The following is an 18,518-nucleotide window of genomic DNA, read 5'->3' as shown; positions in this document are numbered from 1 at the left end:
GCCGAAGCCGGTACGGGCAGGCACCGCGACACGGACGCCTCCCGCCCGCTGGCGGGCGCCGGGGCGGGGACGTCCCGGGGCGCCGACCTGAGCGGCAAGGAGGAGATGGTCCGCTCCGAGGAGCAGCTGCACGTCGGTACGGAGGAGTACGAGAGCGGTCGGGCCAGACTGCACAAGTACGTGGTGACCGAGGAGGTCACCCGGTCCGTGCCCGTCTCCCACGAGGAGGTGCGGGTGGTCCGCGAGCCGCTGCGGCCGGGCGAGAAGGTGACCGGGACCACGGACCTCGGTGAGCAGGACGTGGAGGTGACCCTGCACGCGGAGCGCGCCACGGTGCGCAAGGAGGCCGTCCCGGTGGAGCGGGTCCGCCTGGAGACCGACAGGGTCACCGAGCAGAAGGAAGTCTCCGCCGAGGTCCGCAAGGAGAAGATCGACTACGCGGACGGCAAGGACATGGGCACCGGCAAGGACGCCGGTGGCGAGTTCGGCCAGGGGCGCCGCCGCTGACGGCGCACCCCTTCGGCGGCCGGAAGGCCGCTCCCATGTCCTCGGCCTCCGGGCGGGCTCGTGCCGACGGGTCCGCCCGGAGGGCTGTCCGGGGCGGCCCTCCGGTCCGCTGCGGGCCGGCCGCTGCCTGCCACCCACTGCGTGCTGCCTGCTGCGTGCCGCCTGCCGCCTGCCGTTCAGCGTCGTGGCAGGAACCGTACCGAAGGACGTCCGTCCGGCCCGTCGGGTGTGACGACCGCCCGGACCCCGTAGACGTCCTCGATGAGCTCCTCGGTGATCACCTCGGCCGGGGTGCCGCCGGCGATCACCCGGCCCGCCTTCATCACGGTGATCCGGTCGCAGAACATCGCCGCGAGGTTGAGGTCGTGCAGGGCGATCACGCTGGTGAGGGGCAACTCGGCGACCAGGGCGAGCAGTTCCAGCTGGTGCTGGATGTCCAGGTGGTTGGTGGGCTCGTCCAGGAGGAGTTCGCGGGGCTGCTGGGCCAGGGCGCGGGCGATCTGCACGCGCTGGCGTTCGCCGCCGGACAGGGTGTGCCAGGACTGTGCGGCCCGGTCCGCGAGGCCGGTGCGCCGCAGGGCGTCGGTGACGGCCTCCTCGTCGGTACGGTCCGGGGCGGACCAGGCCCGGCGGTGCGGGATGCGCCCGAGGCGTACGACGTCCAGGACGCTGAGGTCGACCTGGGTGACGGCGTGCTGGTCGACGACGGCGATCCGGCGGGCCACGGTACGGCGGCCGAGGCCGGCGAGCGGGTCGCCGTCCAGGGTGACCACGCCGGTGTCCGGGGCGAGCAGGCCCGCGAGGATCCGCAGCAGGGTGGACTTGCCGGAGCCGTTGGGGCCGAGCAGGCCGACGGTGGCGCCGGGCGGCGGGGTGATGGCCACCCCGTCGAGGATGAGCCGGCCGCCCGCCTCCCGGCCGACCCGCTCGGCGCGCAGCCCTCCGGAACCGTTCAGGGTGTGGCTCATGGCGTGCTCCGGGTGCGGTACAGGACGAGGACGAAGGCGGGTACGCCGATCAGGGCGGTGACGACGCCGACCGGTACCTCCTGCGGGTCCAGGACCGTGCGGGCCAGGGTGTCGACCCAGACGAGGAAGATCGCGCCGGCGAGTGCGGTGACGGGCAGGAGGCGCCGGTGCCCGGAGCCGGTGAGCGCGCGGGCCGCGTGCGGGAGCACCAGGCCGACGAAGCCGATCGCCCCGGCCGAGCTGACGAGTGCCGCGGTCAGCAGGGCGGTGGTGCACAGCAGCACGATCCGGGTGCGGGCGACGTCGACGCCGAGCGCCGCGGCGGCGTCCTGCCCGAAGGCGAAGGCATCGAGCGTACGGGCGTGGGCCAGGCAGACGGTCAGGCAGACGGCGAGGACGGCGGTGCACAGGGCCACCTCGCTCCAGCCGACCCCGCTGAGCGAGCCGAGCAGCCAGAACAGCACCCCGCGGGTCTGCTCGGCGTCGGCGGAGGTCATCACGACGAAGGAGGTCAGGGCGGAGAAGAGCTGCATCGCGGCGACACCGGAGAGCACCACCCGGTCGGTGGTGGAGCCGAGGGTGTGGCTGAGCAGCAGCACCAGGGCGAACGAGCAGATGGCCCCGACGAAGGCCCCGGCCGACAGCGACACCGCTCCCCCGCCGACGCCCAGGACGACCACCACGACCGCCCCGGTGGAGGCCCCGGAGGAGACGCCGAGGACGAACGGGTCGGCGAGCGGGTTGCGCAGCAGGGACTGCATCACCGTGCCGCACACCGCGAGCCCGGCGCCGCACACGGCGGCGAGCAGGGTGCGGGGCATGCGCAGGTTCCAGATGATGCCGTCCCGGATCGGGCTCAGCTCCGAGGTGCCGAAGCCCAGGTGGGAGGCGACGGCGGACCAGACGTCGGGGACGGAGATCCGGGCGGGCCCGATCGTGACGGCGACCGCGACGGAGAGCAGCAGGAGCAGGAGACCGCCGATCCAGAGCAGCGCCGCGAGCGGGCCGCCGCTCCACACCGGGCCCGGCGCCACCCGTGGCGCGGGCGCCTTCGGGTCCACGGCCTCCCGCACCGCCCCCTTGCCGCCGCTCACCCCGTGGGCCCGAAGGTGCGCAGAGCGGCGGCGACGCTCTCCAGGCCCTCGACCGTCCGGATGGTGGGGTTCATGGCCTGGCCGCTGAGCAGCACGTACCGGCGGTTCCTGACGGCGTCCATGGTCCTGGTGACCGGGTTGGACTCCAGGAACTCGATCTTCTTCTCGGCGCTCTCGGCGGTCTGCGTCGTGCGGGTCAGGTCTCCGATGACCAGGACGTCGGGGTTGCGGTCGGCGACGGTCTCCCAGCTGATCTGGGGCCATTCGTCGTGGGTGTCGTCGAAGACGTTCTTCGCGCCGAGCTCCCGGGTGATGACACCGGGGGCGCCGCAGCAGCCCGCGAGGTAGGGGGCCTTGGAGTCGGAGAACCAGTAGAGGAGGGAGGTGTCCGACGCGTCGACGCCGTCGGTGGCCTTCTCCACGCGTGCCTGAAGCTTCTTCACCAGGGCGTCGCCGCGCTCGGGGACGCCGAACACCTGGGACAGTTCGCGGACTTCGGTGTAGACGCTGTCCATGGTGAGGGGTGCGGTACGGGCTCCGTCACCGCCGCCGCTGTTGTCCTTGCCGATGCAGTCGGCGGGCGAGATGTAGGTGGGGACGCCCAGCTTCTCGAACTGTTCGCGGGGGGCGACACCGCCCTTGGCGAGAGTGGAGGCGAAGGAGGCGGTGACGAGGTCGGGCTCCTTGTCGAGGACCTTCTCCGAGGAGGGCCGGTTCTCGGAGATGCGCTCGACGCTCCCGTCGGCCTTCTCCAGGCCCTTCATGACCGGGTCGGTCCAGGTGGCGGTGGCCGCGAGCCGGTCGGCGAGGCCGAGCGAGAGGAGGATCTCCGTCGATCCCTGGTCGACGGAGACGGCTCGCTGGGGCGGCGCCTTCACGGTGACGGTGCGCCCGCAGTTCTCGAGGGTGAGCGGGAAGCCGTCGGCCTGGCCGCCGCCGTCGGCGGACGACGTGGTGGACCCGCCGCCGCAGGCGGTGAGCAGGACGGCGCCCGCCGCGAGCAGGGCGGCGGTGCGTATCGGAGCAGGCGTGGACAGCACGGAGGACCTCGGTGTCTCTGGGCCCAGCCGCGGAGCCCGTCGTACGGTTCCCGTGCCCCGGTGCGGGGCGCGGGTGCCAGCAGGTCTTCGGACTCGGGTTCGTCCGGGCGGGACGCCTTCCCGGAGCACGTCCGTGCTCCAGTGGCCGTGGCCCCGCCCGTCCCCCTCACCGCTGCGCGTCAGTTCCGGTCTCGCACCGGATTCCCTGACCCCGTCGCTGGGGTTCGACTGGCCCCGGCAAGCTATCACGGCTCTTCGTGCAGCTCAGAGCCGGTACGCGGACCGGTCCGCGCGGGCCGGTGCGGCGCGGGATCGTCCCGCCGCACCGGCCCGGCCGCCCCTTTACGGAGCCTCCAGGGCGATCACCGCGTTCTGTCCGCCGAACCCGAAGGAGTGGCTGACGGCCCGCCGTACGGGCAGTTCGCGCGGGATCTTGGTGACGCAGTCGATGGTGAACCCGGGGTCGGGGGCGTCCAGGTTCGCGATCGGCGGGACGATGCCGTGCTGGAGGGTCAGGACGGTCAGCCCCGCCTCGATCGCGCCGGCCGCCCCCATGCAGTGGCCCAGTACGCCCTTGGGGGCGGTGACGGGCGGCCGGTGCGGGTAGGCCCGGCTGATGAGGGCGGCTTCCGTCGCGTCGTTCAGGGGGGTCGAGGTCCCGTGCGCGTTGACGTGGTCGACGTCTTCGGCCCGCCAGCCCGCGTCGGCCAGCGCCGCGTCGACGGCGGCCTGTGCGACCTGCCCGGAGGGGTGCGGGCTGGTGGGGTGGTGGGCGTCGGTCGTGGCGCCGGCGCCGGCCAGCAGCGCCCGGGGGGCCGCTCCCCTGGCACGGGCGTCGGCGGCCCGCTCCAGGACCATGATCGCGGCGCCTTCGCCCATGACGAGTCCGGCCCGGTCGGCGGCGAAGGGGCGGCAGAGGCGGGCGGGGTCCCCGTCCCCCGGTGCCGCCGCGCCCGAGCGGGCGAAGCCGGTCATGGCGATGGGGAAGACGGTCGACTCGGTGGCTCCGGCGATCGCGATGTCGCACCGGCCCAGCGCCAGCATGTCGCGGGCCACGGAGAGGGCGGTCACCCCGGAGGAACAGGCCGTGCACGGTGCCAGGCTGGGGCCCGTGGCCTTCATCTGGATGGCGATCTCGGCCGCGGGCATGCTCGGGATGGTGAGCAGGATGCCCGAGGGCGAGGTGGCCTCGGGGCCGCGCCGCTCCAGGGCGACGGCCTGATCGGTGAGTCCGGCGGATCCTCCGCTGCTGGTGCCGACGACGACGGCGACGCGGGCGCCGTCCCAGCGGGCGGGGTCGAGCCCTGCGTCGGTCACCGCCTCCCGTGCGGCGAGGACGGCGAGCTTCACGTACCGGCCCATGCGGAAGGCGGTGCGGCCGCCCACCGCGTCGTCCAGGTCGATGCCGGAGACCGTGCAGGCGAAGTCGACGGCGCAGCCGTGCAGTTCGGGGACGGTGCGCGCGAAGGACTCCCCGCGGCGGACCCCGTCCCAGGTGGTGTCGGTGGTGTGGCCGGCCGGGGTGATCATCCCCAGGCCGGTGACGGCGATGGCGGGTCGGTTCATCGGGTGTTGCTCACCGGCACCGCACTGCCCGCCGCCTCGCCGCCGACGGCCGCGTCGATGAACGCGGAGATGTCGGCCAGCGTGGCGTCCTTGTAGAGCTTCTCGGAGTCGGCGGTGATGCCCAGGGTCTCCTTGATGATGACGGCGAACTCCGCGACCGCCAGGGAGTCCATCTCCAGGCTGTCCATCGTGGAGTCCGGCAGGATTTCGACTACGGGCACCTTGAACGTCGCGGTCAGCACCTCGGTGATCTTCGGGTGGATGGTCTGGGTCTTCACGGTGTTTCCTCTCATCGGCGGCTCATCGGCAGCTCGTCGGCGACTTGATGAAGGGCGGGTGGTCGAACGCGACCCCACCGCCCGATGTAACTGGATGACGATCCTCCGGTTACGCCTTGGGGCGAACCGATTCGTCTACGCTCACCTGCGGCTTCTCGAACCATCGGGAGAGCATCGATGTGGTTCCCCAGTACGCCAGCAGCACTCCGCGGGTACCGAGCGCCGCCACCTTCTCGCGCAGCGGACGGCGCTTGCTGCCACAGGCGGGCCGGCGGAATCCCGCCGTGCGGCCCCGGTGCCACGGCCCTTCCGGGTCGTCGTAGGCGTCCGCGTAGCCGGGGCCCGCGATCGGCCAGTCCGACATCAGGCGCTCCGGCAGCGCGAACGACTTCACCAGGTCGGGGGCGTGCCGGGCCACGGTCGCGATGAGCCGCTCCACCGCGTCGGGCAGCAAGGTGACCTGTTCGGCGGTCAGCCGTCCGGCCGCCAGCAGGTCACCGCTGTTGCGGGCGACCCACTGGAGGGCGAAGAGCCGGTGGAGTTCGGTCAGGCGCTCGCGGGCCGGCCCCTCGGGCAGGGAGGCCGCGGCCTGCTCGTACGCCTCGCTCGCCTGCCGGTAGCCGTACGCCTCCACCCCGCGCAGCGCGGGACCCGACGCCGCGTTCCACCGGCCGAGCGGGTCGCCGGCCGGGGCGGCCCTCATCCGCTCCCGGGCGCGGTCGAACCAGATGTCCTCCACCGCGGCGAGCAGCCGGCCCAGGAAGCGGGGGTCGTCCAGCTCGCCGGGCCGCCCGTCCTCCTCGTCCTCGCGGACCGTGACGCTGAACAGCATCTCGGCGGCGGCCTTGGCGTGTACGGCGAGGTTGTCGCCCTCGGCGGTGATCGCGCCTTCGATGCCGGTGAACAGCTCGGTCATGCCGTTGTTCTCCAGCAGCCCCTGCGCCCCGCACCGCTCCCGGCACTCGACGATGACGCCGCGCGCCTGCCAGGTGATCCACCCCTTGGCGACGGCGACCAGGCGCTCCGCCTCGTTCCGGTCGGGTTCGGGGGCGGACTCCCAGCGGTCCAGCGCCCTGCGGTGCAGCAGGCTCATGGCGAAGACGGTGGCCATCGCCCCGGCCAGCGGGCCGTGGTGGGAGCGGTGCTCGTAGACCGGCATCCGCTGGGGGGCCCGCGGCCCGGAGACCAGCCGGTGGCCCGCGTAGCGGACGGCGATGGCGAGGCTGACCCGGGCGGAGCCGACCGCGCAGGCGCTCATCGAGAGCTTGCCGGGGGTGACCCGCCCGATGGAGAGCAGGAACCGCCTGCGCTTGCTGGCCAGTTCGCTGGTGAACCGCCCGTCCTGACCGACCCGCCCCTGGTCCCCCGCGAGCAGTGCCTCGCGCGGGACGAAGTACCGGTCGAAGGAGGTCAGGCAGTGGTCGACCGGGGAGCCCATCCGGGCGGGCAGCCGCCGTACCCGTACGCCGGGCAGGGCGCTGACCTCGTCGGTGAGCGGGGCGAGGAAGAGGAAGACCCCGTGGTCCGTGCCGTCGGCGACGAGCCGGGCGGCCACCACGCCGGTCTTGGGGCCCCCGGCGGGGCTGGTGTTGGGCATGAACTTCTGGGCTCCGGCGTGCGGGGTGTGCAGGACGAAGCCGTCGCGTTCGGGGTCGTACGTCGCGGTGGTCTCGACGGCCGCCGCGTCGTTGCCGTGCGCCACCTCCGTACAGAGGAAGGTGCCGATGGACCGCAGCTCCAGGAAGTCCGAGAGGTCGCGCGGTGTGCGCGGGTCGTGGTCGAGGAGGCTGCCGAGGAAGAGGTTGTAGTGGATGCCGGCGACGGTGGTCAGCGACGGGTCGACCGGGCCGAGCCATTCGTGCAGGGCGGCCAGTGCGCGGGGGTCGGCGGCCAGCCTGGCGCCGCAGTCGAGCGTGTCGTTGAGGATGCGGAGCCGGTGGTAGGCGAGGTCGAGCCGTTCGTCGGGGGTGCCGCCACCGGAACGCCGAAACGGTTCTGTCGTGAGCAGCCGACGCCAGAACGCGTGCTCCTGGCGGAAGTTGTCGCCGTAGAGCACTCGGGTGAGCAGAGCGTCCGTGGAGGGCAGGGATGGTTCATGCATGGATACGGTCACGACAGAGTAACGATCAAGGAACGGTGAGGACACCCCTCACCGTTCCCGAACAGCCCTGCGGGGTCAGGTGCGTTGGAAGGCGAGCGCCACGTTGTGCCCGCCGAAGCCGAAGGAGTGGCTCACCGCCCGCTCGACCCGCTGGTGGCGGGGCTCCTTCACCACGCAGTCGAGCGGGAAGGCGTCGGGGAGGGAGTCCAGATTGGCGATCGGCGGGATGAGGGAACGTTCCAGCGTCAGGACGGTGGCGACCGCCTCGATCGCGCCCGCCGCCGCGAGGGTGTGTCCGACGACGCCCTTGGGCGCGGTGACCGGCGGGCGGTGCGGGAAGAGCCGGGAGATGAGGGCGGTCTCCATGGCGTCGTTGAGGGGGGTGGAGGTGCCGTGGGCGTTGATGTGGTCGACATCGCCCGGCGCCCAGCCCGCCCGGTCCAGGGCCTCCTGCACCGCGCGCTGGGCACCGCGCCCGTCGGGGGCCGGGGCGGTGGGGTGGTGGGCGTCGGTGCTGGAGCCGGCCCCGGTGAGCAGGGCGCGTGCCCGTCCGCCCCGGGCGCGGGCCGACTCCTCGCGCTCCAGGACGAGCATGGCGGCGCCCTCGCCGATCACGAAGCCGTCCCGGTCGGCGGCGAACGGCCGGGAGGCGCCCGCCGGGTCGGCGGTACGGGTGGAGAGCGCGCCCATCCGGGCGAACGCGGTCACCACCAGGGGCGTCAGCACCGACTCTGCGCCCCCTGCCACCACCACGTCGCAGGAGCCGCCGAGCAGCAGGTCGCGGGCGACGGCGACGGCGGTGGCCCCGGAGGCGCAGGCGGTGGCGGGGGCGAGGCTCGGACCGCCCGCCTTCAGGGCGATGGCGACCTCGCCCGCCGCCGCGTTGGGGATCATCATGGTGACGAGCAGCGGGGAGACCGCCGCGGGCCCCGACGCCGCCAGCTTCGCGGCGTTGTCCACGAGGACGGAGACGCCCCCGACGCCGACGCCGAGCACCACGCCGACCCGGTGGCCGTCCCACACCGCCGGGTCGAGACCGGCGTCGGCGACGGCCTGCCGGGCCGCGACGACGGCCAGCTTCACGAACCGGGCCATCCGCCACACCGAGCGGCCGCCCACCGCCTCGTCCAGGTCGATCGAGTCGGCCGGACAGGCGAAGTCGACCGGGAGACCGGCCAGTTCATCGCATCGCCGGGCGGTGGAGCGCCCGGAGCACAGCCCTTCCCAGAAGCTGTGCTCGTCAGCCCCCGCGGGCGTCACCAGGCCGACCCCCGTCACCGCGACGGCGGCGCCTGCGCCGGCTCCGGCGCCCTGATCAGCGGAGTGCGACATGCTGTGTTCCTTCCGTAGAATCCGTGGAAATGGTCTGCGGGGTCCCCGGCCATCGAAGTGCCGCCGAACCCCAGGTCAATCCGCCCCCGAACGCGGTCAGCAGCACCCGGTCCCCGCCGTGCAGCAGCCCCCGGCCCGCCGCGTCGGCCAGGGCGAGGGGGATGGAGGCGGCGCCGGTGTTGCCGACCCGCTCCAGATGGGTGACGCAGCGCCGCGGCCCGATACCGACCCGGTCCGCGACCGCGCGCAGGATCCGGGCGTTGGCCTGGTGCGGCACGAAGTGGTCGACCTCGGCCGGGTCCCAGCCCACCCGCGCCAGCAGCACGCGGCAGGAGTCGGTCATCCGCTCGACGGCGTGCTGGTAGACGGTCGCGCCCCGCATACGGAAGTACGCGTCGCCCGGTGCGGGCGGTCTCCCGCCGGACCGGGCGCGGGCACCGCCGCCGGGGACGGTGATCAGGTCGTGGCCGGTGCCGTCGCTGCCCAGGTCGAAGGCGAGCAGCTCCCCGGGGTCACCGGTCCGCCCGGCCGCCACCAGGGCCGCGCCCGCCCCGTCGCCGAAGACGACACCGGCCGAGCGGTCGGCGGGGTCGAGCCAGGTGGAGTAGACGTCGGCGCCGACCAGCAGGACGCGCCCGTAGAGCCCCGAGGCGATCAGCCCGTGGCACAGGGCGAGCCCGTAGACGAAGCCGCTGCACACGGCGGCGATGTCCAGCGCCGGTACGGTGCCGAGCCCGAGCCGGGCCGCGAGGGCGGGCGCGGTGCCGGGGCAGAGGTGGTCGGGGGTGGCGGTGGCGAGGACCACCGCCTCGACGGGTCCGGCCGCCGGGGAGCCCGCGAGCAGCCGGGAGGCCGCCTCGTAGGCGAGGTCACCGGTGGCGGCCCCGGGCGCGGCACGGTGCCGGCTGCCGATGCCGGTGCGGCGGCGGACCCAGGCGTCGTCGACGCCCCAGTCGGCGGGGAGCAGGTCGTTGCCGACCGGCTCCCCCGGCACCCAGCCCGCCACGCTCTCCAGCACGGCCGTGCGTCCGCCGTCTCCCGGTAAGCCGCGTCCCCGCGCCCGCGGCCCCGCCCCGCTGTCCGCTGTCCCTGTACTCGCCACCTGTCGCCCCGATCCCGTTGTCATACTGCGGCCGGTTGACGAACGGCGGGACGCCTGGCGAGGGTGCGTTCGACTGGGCCGAACGGGTCATGACGGCTTGTCAGTTACCGGCGAGCGCCGTCCCGAGCTCCGATGCGTCGGGCGGGTTGGCCCCGGCCCGGGAGACGGTCACGGCGGCGGAGGCCACCGCATGGCGCAGTACGTCGGTGAGGGTGTCCCGGTCCACGGCGTGCAGCCGCTCCCGCGCCCCGGCGCCGAGGAGGCCGTGCGCGGCGAGGGCGTGGAGGGCCCCCGACATGAAGGCGTCGCCCGCGCCGACGGTGTCCACGACGTCGACGGGCGCGGCCTCCACCGTGATGGGCCCGCCGGGCAGGAGGGCCAGGGCCCCGTCACCGCCCCGGGTGACGAGGACGACGGCGGGCCCGTGCTCCAGCCAGCGCGCCGCGACCTTCTCCGCCTCCTGTCCCGGGTACAGCCACTCCAGGTCCTCGTCGCTCGCCTTGACCAGGTCGCTCAGAGCGACGCACTCCTCGACCCGGGCCACGGCCGCCGCGTGGTCGCCCATGAGGGCGGGCCGCACGTTGGGGTCGTAGCTGACGGTCGCGGTGGTCCGGGCGCCCCGCACGATGTCCAGCACGGTGGCCGCCCCCGGCTCCACCACCGCGCCGATCGACCCGGTGTGCACATGGCCCGGGGCGGGTTCGACGGCGACCGGGGCGAGGGTCCAGGCGATGTCGAAGGCGTACGAGGCCCGCCCGGCCCCGTCCAGGGTGACGACGGCCGACGGGGTGGGGGCGGGGGTGCCGTCGGTGCGGACGGTGACTCCGGCGGAGGCCAGGTGGTCCGCGATGAGCCGCCCGTTCCCGTCGGGGCCGAGCTGGGTGAGGAGGGTGGTGCGGTGGCCGAGGCGGGCCAGGCCGTAGGCGACGTTGGCGGGGCTGCCGCCGGGGTGGGCCCTGTCCTCCCGGTCCGGCAGCCGGACGATGTCGGCGACGCATTCACCGACGACCAGCAGTTCGCTGTGGTCGAGCATGGGGGTGGATCTCCTCAACTGCTGTGACGTGGGTGTCCTCGAGTCCTCCGCACCCATTGAGCCCGATCCTGCCCCTCGGGCGGAAGCCACCCGGGGCGTCGGTCACCGTCCGGTCGCCGTTCAGGCGTCGATACGGCCGAAACGGGCGGGGGCCGGTGGCGGCGCCGTGGCCGCCACGCTGTCCGGGCGGGGTTTCGCGGGGGCTGCCCGGCGGACCCAGAGCAGGGCGACGGCCAGCACGACGGCGGCGGCCAGCAGCCAGGGCAGCGGGCCGAGCGGCAGGGTCCCGGCGGCCAGTCCGGCACCGGCGGCGACGAGTTGCAGGGCCAGCGACTGGACGGAGAGGGCGGTGGCGCGGCCGGCGGCGTCGACCCGGTGGTGGAGCAGGTCGTTCGTGTTGGGGCCCGCGATGCCGAGCCCCAGATAGACCAGCCCGTATCCGCTGACGGCGGCCGTCGTGGCGAAGGGGTTCGTCGAGCCGGTGGTGACGCCGAGCAGGGTGAGCCCCAGCGCCACCACCCCGCCCCCGGCCAGCACGGCACGCTCGCTGCTACGGGCCAATCGGGCTGCCAGAGGGGCGAGTTGGCTGCCGAGGGCGGAGCACAGGAATCCGGCGCAGGCGAGCCCGGCGAAGAGTACGGCTCCGGATTCGGCCGTCCCCATGAGGGCGGCGGCCCGGCCCGGGGTGAGCAGTTCGACGGCCGCCAGGGCGGCGCCGGCGGCGGCGGCGGTCAGCAGGATGCGCCGGATCAGGGCGTCCCGGGCGCCGAGCCGGAGCCCGGCGGCGATGGCGGCGGGCACCTGGCCGACGACCCCGCGCAGGGTGGCCGGGGGCCGGGGCGGTTCGGGCAGGGCGCTCAACACGTAGAGCACGAAGACGACTTCGACCAGCGCGCCGAGGAGGGCGGGTACGGAGAGCGGGATGACGAGCCCGCCGCTCGCCTCGGTCAGCCACTCCGCCGCACCGGGGCCGAGGCCGAGCAGCCAGGGCAGCCCGCCGCCGAGCAGGGTGCCGAGCGCGAGGGCGGCCGAGGTGGCGGAGCTGCCGCGCGCCAGGCCCGTACGCAGGTCGGCGCCGGGGCCTGCGTGGGCGTGCACGGTGTCGACGTACCAGGCCTCGGCGGGGCCGCTGGACAGGGCGCGGGCGGATCCCATCAGGGCCATGCCGAGCACGATGGCCCAGGGAGCGGTGGCGAGGCCGAAGAGGGCGAAGGCGGTGCAGTTGAGCAGCCCGGCGGTGGCCAGGACCGCGCGCCGGCCGATGGCGTCGGAGAGGCTGCCGGTGGGCAGCTCCATCGCGGCGGCCGTGAGGGAGTGCACGGCGAAGAAGCCGGCGATGGCGGCCAGGCCCATGCCCCGGTCGGTGAAGAGGAGCACCCCGGTCGCGATGGACATGCCGATGGGGAGCCAGAAGAGGAACGAGACCACGACGAACCGGCGGCGCGCGGTCAGCGGGTCCAGGCCGCGTCCGGCGGGGGCGGCCGGGTGCGGTATCGGCGCGTCCGTACCAGGCCGCGGGTGCCCGGTTCCGCCGCTCACAAAGGGCTCCCCTCGGCGCCGGGGGCCGGCTCCGGCGCGAGCGGGAGTCCGGCCGTGAACACCACGACCTGTTCGGCACGGGGGTCGCCCTCGTCGCGGGCGGACAGTTCGGCCGTCTTCGCGGCGACCGCCTCCCACAGCTCGGTCAGCGACTCGGGGGTCAGCCGGGGCAGGCTGTCGCCCATACCGGCCGGCTCCTGCCAGGCGCTGTCGAGCCGGCCGCTCTCCAGGTCGGCCTCGTGCCGGGCCAGCGCACGCTCCAGGTGTTCGAGCTGGCGGCGGCGGATCGCGCTGAGCGCACTGCGGCCGCCGGGGGCGCGGTGCATGGCCTCGTTGCTCCACGAGGTGAGGGTGTGCACGGACTTCCAGCGACGCTCGCGGCCGTCGCGGTGGTCGGCCTCGGTGACGAACGCGTACTTGGCGAGCACCCGCAGGTGGTAGCTGGTGGAGGCCGAGGACTCCCCCGTCCGCGCGGCCAGCTCGCTGGCGGTGGCCGGCCCGTGCTGCCGCAGCAGCCCGAGCAGCTCGATCCGCAGGGGGTGGGTGAGGGCCTTGAGCGCGGGTCCGTCGCGGTCGGGATCGAGTACGCGGCGCGTTGGTTCCTGGTCCATGGCAGCAGCGTAGGACGGATCACCCACTTTCCCAAAGTATTTTTGCAGAATATTTTTTGGGGAGTTGTTCCCGCCCCGTCAGCCGGACCGCGCCCGGAGGATCGCGATGGCCTCCCGGCACCAGTCCCGGTTGGCGCGCTCGAAGTCGAGGCCGCGGCGGCAGGTGAGATAGGGGCCGATCCGCTCGCCGTGGCGCAGGAACTCCTCCTCCGCCCGGTCTCCGCGCATCCCCTTCAGCAGCGCCTCGAACTGCCCGGCCTTGGCCTCGGAGAACGCGGCCCGTTCCGTGAGCCGGGCGATGAGTTCGCCGGGGTCGAGGTGGTCGGCCGCCTGGACCTTGACGAGCAGGTCGTCCCGGATGAACGAGGGCTTGGCGGCGGCGGTCGCGAACCGCTCCAGCTCGGCGAGACCGTCACCGGTGACCCGGAAGAGGCGCTTGTTGGGCCGGGTGTCCTGCACGACCTCGCGCCCGGCGACCAGGCCCTCCTTCTCCAGCCTGGCAAGCTCGGCGTACACCTGCTGGGGCTGCGCGTGCCAGAAGTTGGCGACGCCCAGGTCGAACGCCTTGGCCAGCTGGTATCCGCTCAGCTCCTCGTCGAGCAGCGCCGCCAGCACGGCGTGGCGCAGGGCCATCGGACCACTTCCTTCCCGTCCGCGCGCCCGGTGTGCCCGCGGCCGGCCGCCGCCGGACCCCTGCCCAGGAGCGCGCGTCCATGATAGTCATGAAACTGACTACTCATATTCATGAGTAGTCACTTTCCCGAGCAGCACCCTGGAGGAGACGCCATGACCACCGCAGTGGACCGCTTCCGCGCAGCCGTCGACGCCCGTGACCTCGACGCCCTGGACGACCTGTTCACCGAGGACGTCCGGCTCTACAGCCCGGTGAAGTTCACCCCGTTCGAGGGCAGGCCGACGGTGCTGGGGCTCTTCGGGGTCCTCCTGCGTACGTTCGAGGACTTCCGTTACGTCGGAGAGTTCGCCGGCACGGCGCAGACCAGCGCGGACGGGGCGCAGGCCCCGGCCGCGGTCCTGCTCTTCCGGGCGACCGTGAACGGCAAGGAGATCCACGGCATCGACCTGGTCCACCTCGCCGAGGACGGGCGGATCAAGGAGTTCACCGTGATGGTCCGCCCCCGGTCCGCCGTGCACGCACTCGGCGAGGCGGTCCTCGCCGGGCTCGTGGCCGACGGGCTGGTCCCCGCGCCGTAGAGGCGGCTACCCCTCCAGCGCGTCCGCGACCAGGCCGAGGAAGCGGGCGTGGTCGCGGGGGCCGAACAGCGGCTCCGGGTTCCACGGCACGACCGGCGCCCCGCCGTCCCAGCGCAGCTCGTCGAGCGGGGCGGCATGGGCGCGGATGTCGGTCAGGATCACGTCGGGGCGCAGCGCCAGGGTCTCCGTCCGGTCGAGTGTGGACCAGTTGGCCCCGGGGCCCGGGGCCGGCTCCACCAGCCGGACGCCGAGCCCGGTCAGGACGCGCAGCTCGGGCCACATCGCGGGGCGGGCGACGTGGGCCTGGTCGGGTCCGGCCGGGGAGAGGGCGAGAACGCGGGGCGCGTCGGCCGGGCCGGCGGCGGCGACGGCCCGCAGCCGCTCCCGGGCGGCGTCGAGGTCGGCGTCCACGTCGGCCCGGTGCTCGGCGCCGAGCGAGCGGGCCAGCTCGGCGAACCGGTCGCCTATCTCCTCGAACGTACGGGCCTGGCTCACATCGATGACGACGACCGGGACCCGCTCCTCCAACGGCTTGGCGGTCTCCGGCGCCAGCCCGTACACATGACCCCCGCCGTAGCTCACCGCGACCACCAGATCCGGTCCGCCGCTCAGCAGCCGCTCCACGTCCAGCGCGCCGCCGGCGCCGGCGTACGCGACCTCGTCCAGCGGAAGCGTCCCGGTCTTGGCCCGGTCGGGCTCGGGGCCGTCATGGCCGGAGCCGAAGATCCCCTGCGGCCGGACGCCCAGGCCCCACAGCGTCGCCCCGGCCTGGACATAGGCGAGCACCCGCTCCGGGCGCCGGGGGGCCGTCGACAGCTGACCCCGGTCGTCGGAGAACCGCCATTCGCTCTGTTCCGTCACGTCACACACGCCCCTCTGCCGCCGACTGCCGTACTGCTCGTGCGAGTTCGTACACGTGTACCTGCCCACCTCCTCACCGCCACACCCCTCGACCCGGCCTCAACCTTCGTACCGCCCGGTATCCGACGCGACGGGCGGCCGAGTTCACCCGGTGTTAGAAAGGGAACACACTCGGTCACCAGGGCGTCCCCCTCCGCCCGCCCTCTCCGGATGGAGCCAACTCCCCATGCGTGCACCCCGCTTCAAGGCGACTGCGGCCCTCGGCCTCGCCGCCGCCCTCTGCGCCGCCCCCTTCCTCGCCGACACCTCGGCAAGCGCGCCGGCCACTCCTGCCACTTCGGCGGCTTCGGCGGCGATGCGCTGCCCTGTCGTCGATGTGATGGTGGTCTACACACCCAAGGCCGCGCAGCGACTCGGCGGCGAGCACCGGGTCCCGGCGTCGGCCCAGCGGATCGCGACCCGGATGAACCGCTCGCTGGCGGCGGACGGGCTCTGCGGGGTGATCAGGGTCATCCATCCGTACACGGCGAGGGGTTACGACGGTTCGGAGGAGTTCCGCGCCGCGCACGCCGTGCTGAAGAACCACAGCTCGGGGCTCGGACGCCAGGTGCACGAGCAGCGCCGGCGGTACGGCGCCGACCTGGTGACCCTCGTCGTGGAACGGGCCGAACGGGGCGGCGGCACCGCCGACTACACGTCCGCCCTCGACAGCTCCAGCGACGAGTACGCGTACGCGGTCGTCGAGGTCGACGGCATCGAGCTGGATTCGGCGAGCCACGAGATCGGGCACAACCTGGGCCTGGCCCACGACCGCAGAACGCTGACGTCCGACGCCGGCGGTTCGATGAACGTCAGCCGCACCCGGCCGTACAACACCGGCTGGATCACCGACGACGGTCGGCACTACACGATCATGGCGTACCAGGCCTCGTGCGGCCTGCACTGCAAGCGCGTCAGCCGCTTCTCCAGCGCGCAGGGGAGCTGGAAGGGGCACCGGCTCGGCGACGCGTCGAACGACAGTGTGCGGGTGCTGCGCGAGACGATGCCGATCGTCGCCGGTTACCGTTCGAAGGCCTGACCGGCCGGGCCCCGCCCGCGACCGGATCGAACCGTCATGCCGCCACGACAAGGACCCCGCCATGGACCGCATGCGCGCCGTGCGCCTGCACCTGCCCACCCGCACCCTCTCCGTCCAGGAGGTGGCGAAGCCGGTGCCGGGTCCGGGCGAGGTGCTGGTCAAGGTGGGAGCCGCCGGGGTCTGCCTCTCCGACGTGCATCTCGTGGACGGCACGCTCACGCCCCTGTATCCGGAGGGGGACACCGTCACCCTGGGCCATGAGGTCGCCGGGACGGTCGAGGCTCTGGGGCCCGGTACCGACGGCTGGACGGCCGGGCAGCGGGTGGTCCTCCAGGCGGGCGAGCGGCGCGGGGGCCGGACGCACACGCGGGGTGTCGACTACGACGGCGGCTGGGCCGAGTACGCCCTCGCCTCCGCCGCCACCCTCGTCGCCCTGCCCCTCACCCTCTCCTTCGACCAGGCGGCGATCATCCCGGACGCGGTCTCCACCCCCTGGGCGGCGGTGACCGGTACCGGTGACGTACGCCCGGCACAGGCCGTCGGGGTCTGGGGCGCGGGCGGGCTCGGGGCACACGCCGTGCAGCTGCTGCGGGCCGTCGGCGCGTACCCGGTGATCGCGGTGGACCCGGCCCCCGCGGCCCGCGGCCGGGCTCTGCACTTCGGGGCCGACCTGGCGCTGGACTCCGGCGACCCGCGCCTGCGCGAGCTGGTGCTCGGGGCGACGGGCGGCGCGGGCGTGGAGGCGGCCTTCGACTTCGCGGGCGCTCCCCCGGTCCGCGAGCAGGCGCTGAGCGTGCTCGCGCCCAAGGGGCGGCTGGTGCTGGTCGGGCTGAGCGACCAGCCGCTGACGGTCACCCACTCCACCCGGTTCAGCTATCTCCAGCACCGGATCCTGGGCCACTACGGCTCCGAGGAGCACCATGTGGCGCAGCTCGTCCGGCTCGCCGAGGGCGGGCGGCTGGACTTCTCCCGGTCGATCACCGACGTACTGCCCCTGGAGGAGGCGGCGACGGCGGTACGGCGGATGAAGACCAAGGAGGGCGACCCGGTCCGCCTCATCCTGCGGCCGTAGCGGGCTCCTTCTCCGGTTCCGGGCGGTCCAGCTCCACGTTGAACTGGGCGCCGGAGAGCAGGGAGAGGTTGGCGAACCAGACCCAGATCAGGAAGACCACCAGGCCGGCGAGGGAGCCGTAGAGCCTGCTGTAGCTGCCGATCTGGGTGGCGTAGAGGGCGAAGAGCGCCGATGCGGTGAGCCAGAGGAACGCGGCCAGCACCCCGCCGGGCAGGCCCCGGCGGACACCGCGCGCGGAGCGGGGGCCGGTGCTGAACAGGACCATGATCAGGCAGGCGACGAGGCAGAGCAGCACCGGCCACTTCAGGACCACCCACAGGGATTCGCCCTCGTGGGGCAGTCCGACGCGCCGGCCGAGCCAGCGGGCCAGGGGGCCGGTCAGGACGAGGGCGAAGGCGCTGGTCATCAGGAGGACGAGCAGACCGATCGCCGAGACGACGATGATGTGCGCCTGCCGCAGGGGCGGGCGGTTGTCCCGCACGTCGTGCATGGCGTGCATCGCGCGGCGGAAGACCGCGAGGTAGCTGCACGCGGACCACACGGCGCTCACCGACCCGGTCCCGACCAGCAGCCAGACCGCGGTGCGCTGCTCGGTCGCCGCCTCCAGGGGACGGCGCAGCGCCTCGCCGGACTCCGCGGGGGCGAAGGCGGTGATGTCGGCGATCAGGGCGGTGGTCGCGTCGGGGTTGGCGAGCCCGATCACGGAGACGGTGACGAGGAGCGCCGGGAGCAGCGCGAGGATGGCGTAGTAGGTGAGGGCGGCCGCCCAGTCGGTGATGTCGTCGTTCCACAGCGAGACCGGGGTGCGGCGCAGGGCGGTGAGCCAGTGACGGGGCGTGCGGGGGCGCCCGGCGGCGGGGGCGGTGCGTTCCGTGGCTGCGGCGGTCGGGGTGGGCAAGCTTCTACTCCGGGGACGTGGTCGGACGCGGCGGGCGGGGTGCTCGTCCGTCGGACGCCCCGGCTTCCCTCGATCCTCTCCTGCCACGCCCTCGCCCGGACACACCTGCCCGGAGCGTTCCGGCTGTGCGGCCCGGGTGCGGGCCTCCCGGCCGCGGTGCGGGCTTGCCTGCGGTTACGGCCCCGGCGCTACGGCCCGGCATGCGGCCTCGGTCGCCGGTACGGCC

Annotated in this window: 18 protein-coding genes and 1 riboswitch; of the genes, 4 read left to right on the top strand and 14 right to left on the bottom strand. The window is 74.1% G+C overall.

The genetic code is table 11. The features are described 5' to 3' along the window. Positions 1-507, top strand: a 507-nt coding sequence (locus tag AB0917_RS21155; protein WP_366821144.1) for a YsnF/AvaK domain-containing protein, incomplete at its 5' end; no start/stop codon positions are given. A 176-nt stretch (positions 508-683) separates the two neighbouring features. On the opposite strand, the gene AB0917_RS21150 is transcribed toward AB0917_RS21155, so the two are convergent. The 12 genes from AB0917_RS21150 to AB0917_RS21095 all read right to left on the bottom strand — a co-directional run bounded on the left by AB0917_RS21150 (position 684) and on the right by AB0917_RS21095 (position 13,804). Beyond that, positions 684-1,475: an ABC transporter ATP-binding protein gene (locus AB0917_RS21150; protein ID WP_366821143.1), complete on the bottom strand. Its 792-nt coding sequence runs from the start codon at positions 1,473-1,475 to the stop codon at positions 684-686. Next, positions 1,472-2,494, bottom strand: a complete 1,023-nt coding sequence (locus AB0917_RS21145) for an iron chelate uptake ABC transporter family permease subunit (protein ID WP_366821148.1) — start codon at positions 2,492-2,494, stop codon at positions 1,472-1,474. Before AB0917_RS21145 ends, AB0917_RS21150 begins: the two co-directional genes overlap by 4 nt. 71 nt (positions 2,495-2,565) lie before the next feature. Beyond that, positions 2,566-3,609, bottom strand: coding sequence for an ABC transporter substrate-binding protein (locus AB0917_RS21140; protein ID WP_366821142.1), 1,044 nt, complete (start codon positions 3,607-3,609; stop codon positions 2,566-2,568). A 60-nt stretch (positions 3,610-3,669) separates the two neighbouring features. Beyond that, a riboswitch (cobalamin riboswitch) is annotated at positions 3,670-3,857 on the bottom strand. 94 nt (positions 3,858-3,951) lie between these two features. Further along, on the bottom strand, positions 3,952-5,175 hold the full coding sequence (locus AB0917_RS21135) for a beta-ketoacyl-[acyl-carrier-protein] synthase family protein (protein WP_366821141.1): 1,224 nt from the start codon (positions 5,173-5,175) through the stop codon (positions 3,952-3,954). Then, entirely contained in the window at positions 5,172-5,453 is a 282-nt protein-coding gene (locus tag AB0917_RS21130) for an acyl carrier protein (protein ID WP_366821140.1), read from the bottom strand. The genes AB0917_RS21135 and AB0917_RS21130 overlap by 4 nt, the downstream gene beginning before the upstream one ends. Positions 5,454-5,562: 109 nt before the next feature. Next, entirely contained in the window at positions 5,563-7,554 is a 1,992-nt protein-coding gene (locus tag AB0917_RS21125; protein WP_366821139.1) for an acyl-CoA dehydrogenase, read from the bottom strand. 75 nt (positions 7,555-7,629) lie between these two features. After that, positions 7,630-8,886, bottom strand: a complete 1,257-nt coding sequence (locus AB0917_RS21120) for a beta-ketoacyl-[acyl-carrier-protein] synthase family protein (protein WP_366821138.1) — start codon at positions 8,884-8,886, stop codon at positions 7,630-7,632. Continuing rightward, complete coding sequence (locus AB0917_RS21115; protein ID WP_366821137.1) at positions 8,870-9,904, bottom strand: beta-ketoacyl-ACP synthase 3; 1,035 nt, start codon at positions 9,902-9,904, stop codon at positions 8,870-8,872. Before AB0917_RS21115 ends, AB0917_RS21120 begins: the two co-directional genes overlap by 17 nt. Before the next feature lie 184 nt (positions 9,905-10,088). Further along, complete coding sequence (locus AB0917_RS21110; RefSeq protein WP_366821136.1) at positions 10,089-11,021, bottom strand: carbohydrate kinase; 933 nt, start codon at positions 11,019-11,021, stop codon at positions 10,089-10,091. A 120-nt stretch (positions 11,022-11,141) separates the two neighbouring features. Continuing rightward, positions 11,142-12,515 (bottom strand): MFS transporter, encoded by a 1,374-nt coding sequence (locus AB0917_RS21105; protein ID WP_366821147.1) that lies wholly within the window; start codon positions 12,513-12,515, stop codon positions 11,142-11,144. Positions 12,516-12,556: 41 nt separating this feature from the next. Beyond that, the gene (locus AB0917_RS21100) at positions 12,557-13,171 is read right to left on the bottom strand and encodes a helix-turn-helix domain-containing protein (RefSeq protein WP_366821135.1); all 615 of its coding nucleotides are present in this window, start codon (positions 13,169-13,171) and stop codon (positions 12,557-12,559) included. Positions 13,172-13,249: 78 nt separating this feature from the next. Next, positions 13,250-13,804 (bottom strand): PadR family transcriptional regulator, encoded by a 555-nt coding sequence (locus AB0917_RS21095; RefSeq protein WP_366821134.1) that lies wholly within the window; start codon positions 13,802-13,804, stop codon positions 13,250-13,252. A gap of 153 nt (positions 13,805-13,957) precedes the next feature. Between AB0917_RS21095 and AB0917_RS21090 the strand changes: the two genes are divergently transcribed. Continuing rightward, positions 13,958-14,383 (top strand): nuclear transport factor 2 family protein, encoded by a 426-nt coding sequence (locus AB0917_RS21090; RefSeq protein ID WP_366821133.1) that lies wholly within the window; start codon positions 13,958-13,960, stop codon positions 14,381-14,383. Between the two features lie 6 nt (positions 14,384-14,389). On the opposite strand, the gene AB0917_RS21085 is transcribed toward AB0917_RS21090, so the two are convergent. Beyond that, the gene (locus AB0917_RS21085; protein ID WP_366821132.1) at positions 14,390-15,244 is read right to left on the bottom strand and encodes an ABC transporter substrate-binding protein; all 855 of its coding nucleotides are present in this window, start codon (positions 15,242-15,244) and stop codon (positions 14,390-14,392) included. 226 nt (positions 15,245-15,470) lie between these two features. Between AB0917_RS21085 and AB0917_RS21080 the strand changes: the two genes are divergently transcribed. Both AB0917_RS21080 and AB0917_RS21075 read left to right on the top strand, forming a co-directional pair. After that, entirely contained in the window at positions 15,471-16,322 is an 852-nt protein-coding gene (locus tag AB0917_RS21080; RefSeq protein WP_366821131.1) for a M12 family metallo-peptidase, read from the top strand. Positions 16,323-16,383: 61 nt separating this feature from the next. Then, complete coding sequence (locus AB0917_RS21075; protein ID WP_366821130.1) at positions 16,384-17,394, top strand: zinc-binding dehydrogenase; 1,011 nt, start codon at positions 16,384-16,386, stop codon at positions 17,392-17,394. Here the strand turns inward: AB0917_RS21075 and AB0917_RS21070 are convergent. After that, positions 17,378-18,292, bottom strand: coding sequence for a YihY/virulence factor BrkB family protein (locus AB0917_RS21070; RefSeq protein WP_366821128.1), 915 nt, complete (start codon positions 18,290-18,292; stop codon positions 17,378-17,380). The two genes, AB0917_RS21075 and AB0917_RS21070, sit on opposite strands and share 17 nt — an antisense overlap. Positions 18,293-18,518: the final 226 nt, after the last annotated feature.

It is taken from the genome of Streptomyces sp. NPDC007346 (assembly GCF_040703535.1).
In the GTDB taxonomy this organism is placed as follows: Bacteria; Actinomycetota; Actinomycetes; order Streptomycetales; family Streptomycetaceae; genus Streptomyces.
The sequence above is the reverse complement of the archived record's forward strand: the minus strand, read 5'-3'. Positions and strand labels throughout refer to the sequence as shown.

Bases quoted from the DNA above. Each gene is read 5' to 3' on its own strand.
- AB0917_RS21095 (WP_366821134.1), bottom strand. From the start codon at position 13,804: ATGGCCCTGCGCCACGCCGTGCTGGCGGCGCTGCTCGACGAGGAGCTG.
- AB0917_RS21135 (WP_366821141.1), bottom strand. From the start codon at position 5,175: ATGAACCGACCCGCCATCGCCGTCACCGGCCTGGGGATGATCACCCCG.
- AB0917_RS21120 (WP_366821138.1), bottom strand. From the start codon at position 8,886: ATGTCGCACTCCGCTGATCAGGGCGCCGGAGCCGGCGCAGGCGCCGCC.
- AB0917_RS21075 (WP_366821130.1), top strand. From the start codon at position 16,384: ATGGACCGCATGCGCGCCGTGCGCCTGCACCTGCCCACCCGCACCCTC.
- AB0917_RS21150 (WP_366821143.1), bottom strand. From the start codon at position 1,475: ATGAGCCACACCCTGAACGGTTCCGGAGGGCTGCGCGCCGAGCGGGTC.
- AB0917_RS21100 (WP_366821135.1), bottom strand. From the start codon at position 13,171: ATGGACCAGGAACCAACGCGCCGCGTACTCGATCCCGACCGCGACGGA.
- AB0917_RS21090 (WP_366821133.1), top strand. From the start codon at position 13,958: ATGACCACCGCAGTGGACCGCTTCCGCGCAGCCGTCGACGCCCGTGAC.
- AB0917_RS21080 (WP_366821131.1), top strand. From the start codon at position 15,471: ATGCGTGCACCCCGCTTCAAGGCGACTGCGGCCCTCGGCCTCGCCGCC.
- AB0917_RS21125 (WP_366821139.1), bottom strand. From the start codon at position 7,554: ATGCATGAACCATCCCTGCCCTCCACGGACGCTCTGCTCACCCGAGTG.
- AB0917_RS21110 (WP_366821136.1), bottom strand. From the start codon at position 11,021: ATGCTCGACCACAGCGAACTGCTGGTCGTCGGTGAATGCGTCGCCGAC.